Below are 6,301 nucleotides of genomic sequence, written 5' to 3'. Positions count from 1 at the left end.
GGAGCCCGCCGTCGCATCGGGACGGGAGCCCGCCGCCGGACCGGGGCAGGAACAGCCCGGGGCGGACGAGCGGGCTGCCGGCCACGCCGCAGCCGCCACCCCCTCCGGCGCCCTGCCCGAGGGCGCGTCCGACAGCACGTCCGACAGCGCTGCCGGGCACAGCGGTGGTGGAGCGGGCGCGGCCGCGGCGGAAGGACCGGAGGCCGCCGCCCTCCCGGACGCCGGGGGAGCAGTCCCGGGATCCGGCCGGAAACGCCGGCGCTGACGCCCGTAGGAATGTGACGCCCGTGTGGCGGCCCATGACCCCTGCACGTGAAGCCAATGAAGCCGCAGGTCTACGATTGAAGGGTGACCGATACAACCTTCATTTCTTCCGTTCCCGACCAGCTGCCGACGGCAGCAAACTATCCCGGTCTGGATGACTGGCGAGAGCTGCCGGTGGTGCAGCAGCCCACCTGGCACGATCCCTCGGTCTACGCGTCCTCCGTTGCCGAGCTGAACTCCCTGCCGCCGCTGGTCTTTGCCGGGGAAGTCGACGTCCTGCGGGAGCGTCTGGCCCTGGCCGCCGACGGTAAGGCGTTCCTGCTCCAGGGCGGGGACTGCGCCGAGACCTTCGGCGCAGCCACCGCCGACAAGATCAGTGCCCGCGTCAAGACCATCCTGCAGATGGCCGTGGTGCTCACCTACGGCGCGTCGCTGCCCGTGATCAAGATGGGCCGGATGGCCGGGCAGTTCGCGAAGCCCCGCTCGTCCAACGACGAAACCCGGGAAGGCGTGACCCTGCCCGCGTACCGCGGCGACATGGTCAACGGCTTTGATTTCACCCCCGAGTCCCGGGCCCACGATGCCAGCCGGATGGTGCAGGCGTACCACACGTCCGCTTCCACCCTGAACCTGATCCGGGCTTTCACGCAGGGCGGTTTTGCCGACCTGCGCCTGGTGCACCACTGGAACAAGGGCTTCACGGCCAATCCGGCACATTCACGCTACGAGTCACTGGCACGCGAAATCGACCGCGCCGTGAAGTTCATGGATGCCTGCGGCGCGGACTTCGACGCCCTCAAGCGGGTCGAGTTCTTCGCCAGCCATGAGGCGCTGGTGCTGGACTACGAGCGCGCGCTGACCCGCATCGATTCGCGGACGGGCCTGCCCTACAACACCTCGGGGCATTTCCTCTGGATCGGTGAACGGACCCGCCAGCTGGACGGCGCCCACGTGGACTTCCTTTCCCGGGTGCGAAACCCCATCGGCGTCAAGCTGGGCCCGACCACGTCCGCCGACGACGCCCTGCGGCTGATCGACAAACTGGATCCCGAGCGCGAGCCGGGCAGGCTGACCTTCATCACGCGCATGGGTGCCGGCAACATCCGGGCGAAACTGCCGGAGCTCGTGAAGCGGGTCACCGAGAGCGGCGCCAAGGTGCTCTGGGTGACCGACCCGATGCACGGCAACACGGTCACCTCGCCCAACGGCTACAAGACCCGGAACTTCGACGACGTCATCGAGGAGGTGCGCGGTTTCTTCGACGTGCACGACGAACTGGGCACCTTCCCGGGCGGCCTGCACGTGGAAATGACCGGCGACGACGTGGCGGAGTGCCTGGGCGGCGCCGATCCCATCGATCAGAACGCCTTTTTGGACCGCTACGAGTCCGTCTGCGACCCGCGGCTGAACCACATGCAGTCCTTGGAGATGGCGTTCCTGGTGGCGGGGGCGCTCTCCCGCCAGCGGTAGCCCGCCGCACGCCCGCCGTCCCGCGCTCCTTACGACCGGGACGAGACGGAAGGCCCGGAACCAGGTGAACAGGTTCCGGGCCTTCCGGCCGTCAGGAGCGCGGGCGGCGTGAGTTGCCGCCGGCCGGCTCAGGCTCGTGCCCGCGCCAAGGCGCAGGCGTCACACCACGGTAAGGGTGATGACCGATCCCTCCGGCAGCGACCCGCTGTCCGGGTCCTGCGTCCGCACGGTGCCGAAGAAGCCGCCGAGGAACTCCTTGACCTTCACCTCGAAGCCCAGGTCCTCCAGCGCACGCTTCGCCTCGTCGACCTGCCGGCCCACGGTGTCCGGGACCTCGACCATCCGCGGGCCCTTGGAGAGTTTCAGTGTCACGGTGTCACCGCGGATGACCTGCCCTTCGGCCGGCGTCTGCGCCGCGACCGAGCCGGCCGGGACGTTGCGGTCGAACACGGCCTCCGGGGCCACCTCCACCTTCAGGCCGGCGCCTTCCAAGGCTGCGGCGGCGTCGGACTGCGGCTGGCCCACCACCTGCGGCACGCTGAACGGCTTCGGCCCCTTGGAGACCGTGAGCCCGACGGCGGTGCCCCGCCGCAGCTGTTCGCCCTCACCGGGTTTGTGGCCGAGGACGGTACCCGCCGCTGCTTCTTCGTCGTACTTTTCCTTGACGTCACCGGCGGCAAGCCCTGCCTCTTCCAGCGCGGCGGTGGCCTCCTCCACGCTCATGCCCGTCAACGAGGGCACGCCGAAGAGCTCCGGGCCCTTCGATACCACGAGGGCCACCTGTTCGAAGCGGCGGACTTCGACGGGCGCATCGGGTTCCGTGCCGACGGCAACCCCCGCGGCCAACTTCTCGTCGAAGACTTCCTCGAGCGTGTACTCCAGCCCCTGTTCCCGGAGCATGCCCTCGGCTTCCGCCACCGGCTTGCCGGCAACGTCGGGCACGGAAACAATGGCGCCGGGCCCCATGCCGAAGAACCACCCTGCGGCTGCGACCAAGGCGGCCAGGATGGCCAGCACGACAATCCAGATGATGCCCCGGCGACGGGGATTTCCGCGGCGCAGGTTCTGTTCGGGACGTCGCGATTGGCGGGCGAGTTCCCGCTGGCGCTTCTTGGAATCGCGCGCGGAGAGCGGGCGCTGCTGCCCGGCCGGTGCCGCCGCGGCGGCCTCGCCGGTCCTGAAAACCTGGGTGTGGTTTGCGGAGCGGGAAATGACGGTGGTGCGGTGCGGATCGGACGGGATGACCTGGGTGGATGATGTTCCAGCAGGCTCGGCCCGGGGAGGCCGCGCATCCAGCTGGGCGTCACTGAGCGATTTGTGCACGTGCCGCAGTTCACCCAGCAGCGCGGCGGCGTCCACCGGCCGCTGGTCCGGATCGGATCCGGTGCACCAGAGCACCAGTTCGTCGAGGTCGGGAGCCAGCCCGGGAACCAGGGTCGACGGCGCGGGGACGGTGGAATTGACGTGCTGGAATGCCACCTGGATCGGCACATCGCCGGTGAACGGCTGACGCCCGGTCAGCATCTCGAACAGCATGATGCCCACCGAGTAGACGTCGCTGCGTTCATCGGACGCGGTCCCGGTGACCAATTCGGGCGGCAGGTACGCCACCGTCCCGATCAGGGACCCGGTATTGGTGCTGGTGGTCACGGCGCGTGCCAGGCCGAAATCTCCGAGCTTGACCCGGCCGTCGTCGGACATCAGCACGTTCTCCGGCTTGATGTCGCGGTGCACCAGACCGGCGGAGTGCGCGGCGGCCAGCCCCTCGATCACAGGATCAAGGACAGCCAGGGCATGCCGCGGCGTCAGCGGAGCGGACTTGTCGAGCAGGTCCCGCAGCGTGTGCCCGGGCACGTATTCCATCGCGAGGTAGGCGACGTTGCCGTCGATGCCCTGGTCGTAGACGCCCACCACGTGGGGGTGCGAGAGCCGGGCCGCGGACTTGGCCTCGCGTTCGAACCGTTCCAGGAAGCCGGCGTCTTCCGCCAGGTAGGGATAGAGGACCTTGAGCGCCACATTGCGGTCCAGCCGGGTGTCGGACGCCAGGTAAACGGTGGACATCCCGCCGCGCGCCAGGCGCGAGGCAACCCGGTAGCGCCCGTCGATCAGGGCGCCGACCAGTGAATCAGTTGCCGGTTGCACTCTATGATCCTAAGTCCGATGAGCGAAAGGACCCGAATCAACACTGCGGTTCGGGTCCTTTTGCCACGGTGGCGGTGGCCGCTAGAACTTCTTCATGTGCGATTTCACCGCGGCCACGTAGGCCTTCGTATCCTGGTACATGCCGTACGTCATCACGCCGTACTGGCCCTGGTAGTAGGACGCGATCGCGATGTCCAGGGACGGGCTGGTGCTCACCAGGGACCGGATGATCGCTACGCCGGCGGTTGCGTTGTCGTACGGATCCAGCAGGTTGAGCTTGCGGCCCACCAGGGTCGAGGCCCACTCGCCCGAGGACGGGATGACCTGCATGGCGCCGATCGCGTTGGCCGGCGACACGGCGTCCTGCTGGAAGCCGGATTCCTGGTAGGCGTGCGCCAGGGCGAGCCGCGGGTCCACCCCCATCTTGGCGGCCGTTTCGGCGATGATGTCCTTCATCTGGGCCTGGGTGGGCTGCGGGGTGGAGAGCAGCAGGCGCTTGTTCTCGTTCGCCTTGCCCACTACCGCGGCCGGGTAGGTGTAGTGCAGGAAGGTACTGGGCACCAGCGGCTGGGCCGACGCGGTGCCCACACTCGACGTCGTGGTCTGCGCACCGCCGGGGACGCTGATCTTCTGGCCCGGGTGGATGATCGAGGTCGACTTCAGGCCGCTGGACTGCAGCAGGCTGGACAGGGTCACGTTGAGCTTGCCGGCGATGCCGGACAGCGTATCGCCGGACTTGACCGTATAGCTGCCCGCGCCGGTGGCTGCGGTGCTGTTGGCCGGTGCCTTGGACGACGCCGACGCGCTGGTGACCGACGAACCGCTCACCTTGATCTTCTGGCCCGGGTAGATGACCGAGGTGACCTTGAGGTTGTTGGCGGAGAGGACGGCGCCCAGGCTCATGCCGTGGCGGGCGGCAATCCCGGAGAGGGTATCGCCCGGCCTGACCGTGTAGCTGCCGGTGCCGGAGGGGGCGACCGCCTTGGTGGAAGGTTTCGCCTGCGCGGCCGGGGCGGAGGCGCTGGAGGCCTTGGCCGCGCCGTTGACCGAGATCTTCTGGCCGGGGTAGATGATCGAGCTGATCTTGAGGTTGTTGGCGGAGAGGAGGGTGCCCAGGCTCATGCCGTGCTTGGCGGCGATGCCGGAGAGGGTGTCGCCCGACTTGACCGTGTAGCTGCCGGAAGAGGCGGCGGTTCTGGTGGAAGGTTTCGCCCGGGTGGGGGCCGAGGCGGCCGAGACCTGGGCGGTGCCGCCGGTGACCGAGATCTTCTGGCCCGGGTAGATGATCGAGCTGATCTTGAGGTTGTTGGCCGAGAGCACGGCGCCCAGACTCATGCCGTGCTTGGCGGCGATGCCGGACAGGGTGTCGCCGGACCTGACGGTGTAGCTGCCGGAACCCGACGAGGACTGCTTCGCCGCGTTGCCGGAGGACTTGGCGGCCGAGCCGCCCAGCTTGATCTTCTGCCCCGGGTGAATGATGGTGCTGGCACTGAGGCCGTTCAGCGACAGTACCTTCTGCGTGGAGAGGCCGTACCGGGCCGCGATGCCGCTGATCGTCTCGCCGGCCCTCACCGTATGGGCGGCGGGAGTATTCTGCGCCCGCAGGGAAGCGGGCAAGTGGGCAGCAACCTGGGAAGCGGGAATGAAAGCGGTCGCCGGAACCGTGACGCCCGGAATCGCCGCCTTGGGCTGCAGCGCCGAGCGCGGCGGCAGCTCGGCTGCCTGGGCCGGCATGGCTAAGGCAGCGGAGGACAGCACGACGGCGGGAATCGCCGCGGTTGCTGCCGCGGACAGTAGTACCCGGCGGGGCTGGCTGCGGTCGTTGCGCGTGATCGGGCGCTGATCGGTCATTGGTGTCCCTCATCCTTGTTCTGCGGCCTGGCGAGCGTCCCCCAACGGGCCGCACAGTGGTACTGGTGTGCCGTTTGTTATCGATGTGAAAGCTGTTACTCAAGTGAATTTACACTATTGACGCATAACACAAAAGCCATCGGCGGAGAATGAAGAATGAAGGCGGCGTGTCGAAAAGGAAATGGCTCCGCGGGGGCCGCCGTGGCACCCTTATACGGTGAGTGAACTTGAAGAACTGATTACCGACTGGCTGCCCCTTCCCGACGTCGCCGAACAACTGGACGTCTCCATTAAGAAGGTGCACGCCCTGCTCGAAGAACGCGCCTTGGTGGAGGCCCGCGTGGGGGAGCGCAGGATCCGTTCGGTGCCGGCGGCGTTCCTGGTCGAAGGGACCGTGCTCGAGAGCCTCAAGGGAACCTTGGCGGTGCTGTCCGACGCCGGCTACGGCGACGAGGAAGCCCTGGTCTGGCTCTTCACCGCCGATGATTCGCTGCCCGGCCGGCCTATCGACGCGCTGCGCGAGGGCCGCAAAACCGAGATCCGCCGCCGCGCCCAGGCGCTCGGCTGGTAGGGG

General features: G+C 68.1%; 4 protein-coding genes and 1 pseudogene. 3 read left to right on the top strand and 2 right to left on the bottom strand.

Features of this window, described 5'->3' with window-relative positions:
* Both AC5RV2_RS13430 and AC5RV2_RS13425 read left to right on the top strand, forming a co-directional pair.
* Positions 1-265, top strand: a pseudogene (locus AC5RV2_RS13430) (hypothetical protein); the annotation flags it as partial.
* A gap of 83 nt (positions 266-348) precedes the next feature.
* Positions 349-1,734 carry a class II 3-deoxy-7-phosphoheptulonate synthase gene (locus AC5RV2_RS13425; RefSeq protein ID WP_494092745.1) on the top strand — a complete coding sequence of 462 codons (1,386 nt, stop codon included), beginning with the start codon at positions 349-351 and terminating at the stop codon, positions 1,732-1,734.
* A gap of 159 nt (positions 1,735-1,893) precedes the next feature.
* On the opposite strand, the gene pknB is transcribed toward AC5RV2_RS13425, so the two are convergent.
* Entirely contained in the window at positions 1,894-3,876 is a 1,983-nt protein-coding gene (gene pknB / locus AC5RV2_RS13420; RefSeq protein WP_494092744.1) for a Stk1 family PASTA domain-containing Ser/Thr kinase, read from the bottom strand.
* A gap of 81 nt (positions 3,877-3,957) precedes the next feature.
* Positions 3,958-5,727: a LysM peptidoglycan-binding domain-containing protein gene (locus tag AC5RV2_RS13415; RefSeq protein ID WP_494092743.1), complete on the bottom strand. Its 1,770-nt coding sequence runs from the start codon at positions 5,725-5,727 to the stop codon at positions 3,958-3,960.
* Positions 5,728-5,944: 217 nt separating this feature from the next.
* Here AC5RV2_RS13415 and AC5RV2_RS13410 point away from each other — a divergent pair, with 217 nt between their 5' ends.
* Complete coding sequence (locus tag AC5RV2_RS13410; protein ID WP_494092742.1) at positions 5,945-6,298, top strand: Rv2175c family DNA-binding protein; 354 nt, start codon at positions 5,945-5,947, stop codon at positions 6,296-6,298.
* Positions 6,299-6,301: the final 3 nt, after the last annotated feature.

The sequence above is a fragment of the Arthrobacter sp. Y3225116 genome (assembly GCF_059091245.1).
This window is presented reverse-complemented; position numbering and strand designations above follow the sequence as displayed.

Excerpts from the sequence above, each read along its gene's own strand:
- AC5RV2_RS13415 (WP_494092743.1), bottom strand. The coding sequence starts at position 5,727 with ATGACCGATCAGCGCCCGATCACGCGCAACGACCGCAGCCAGCCCCGC.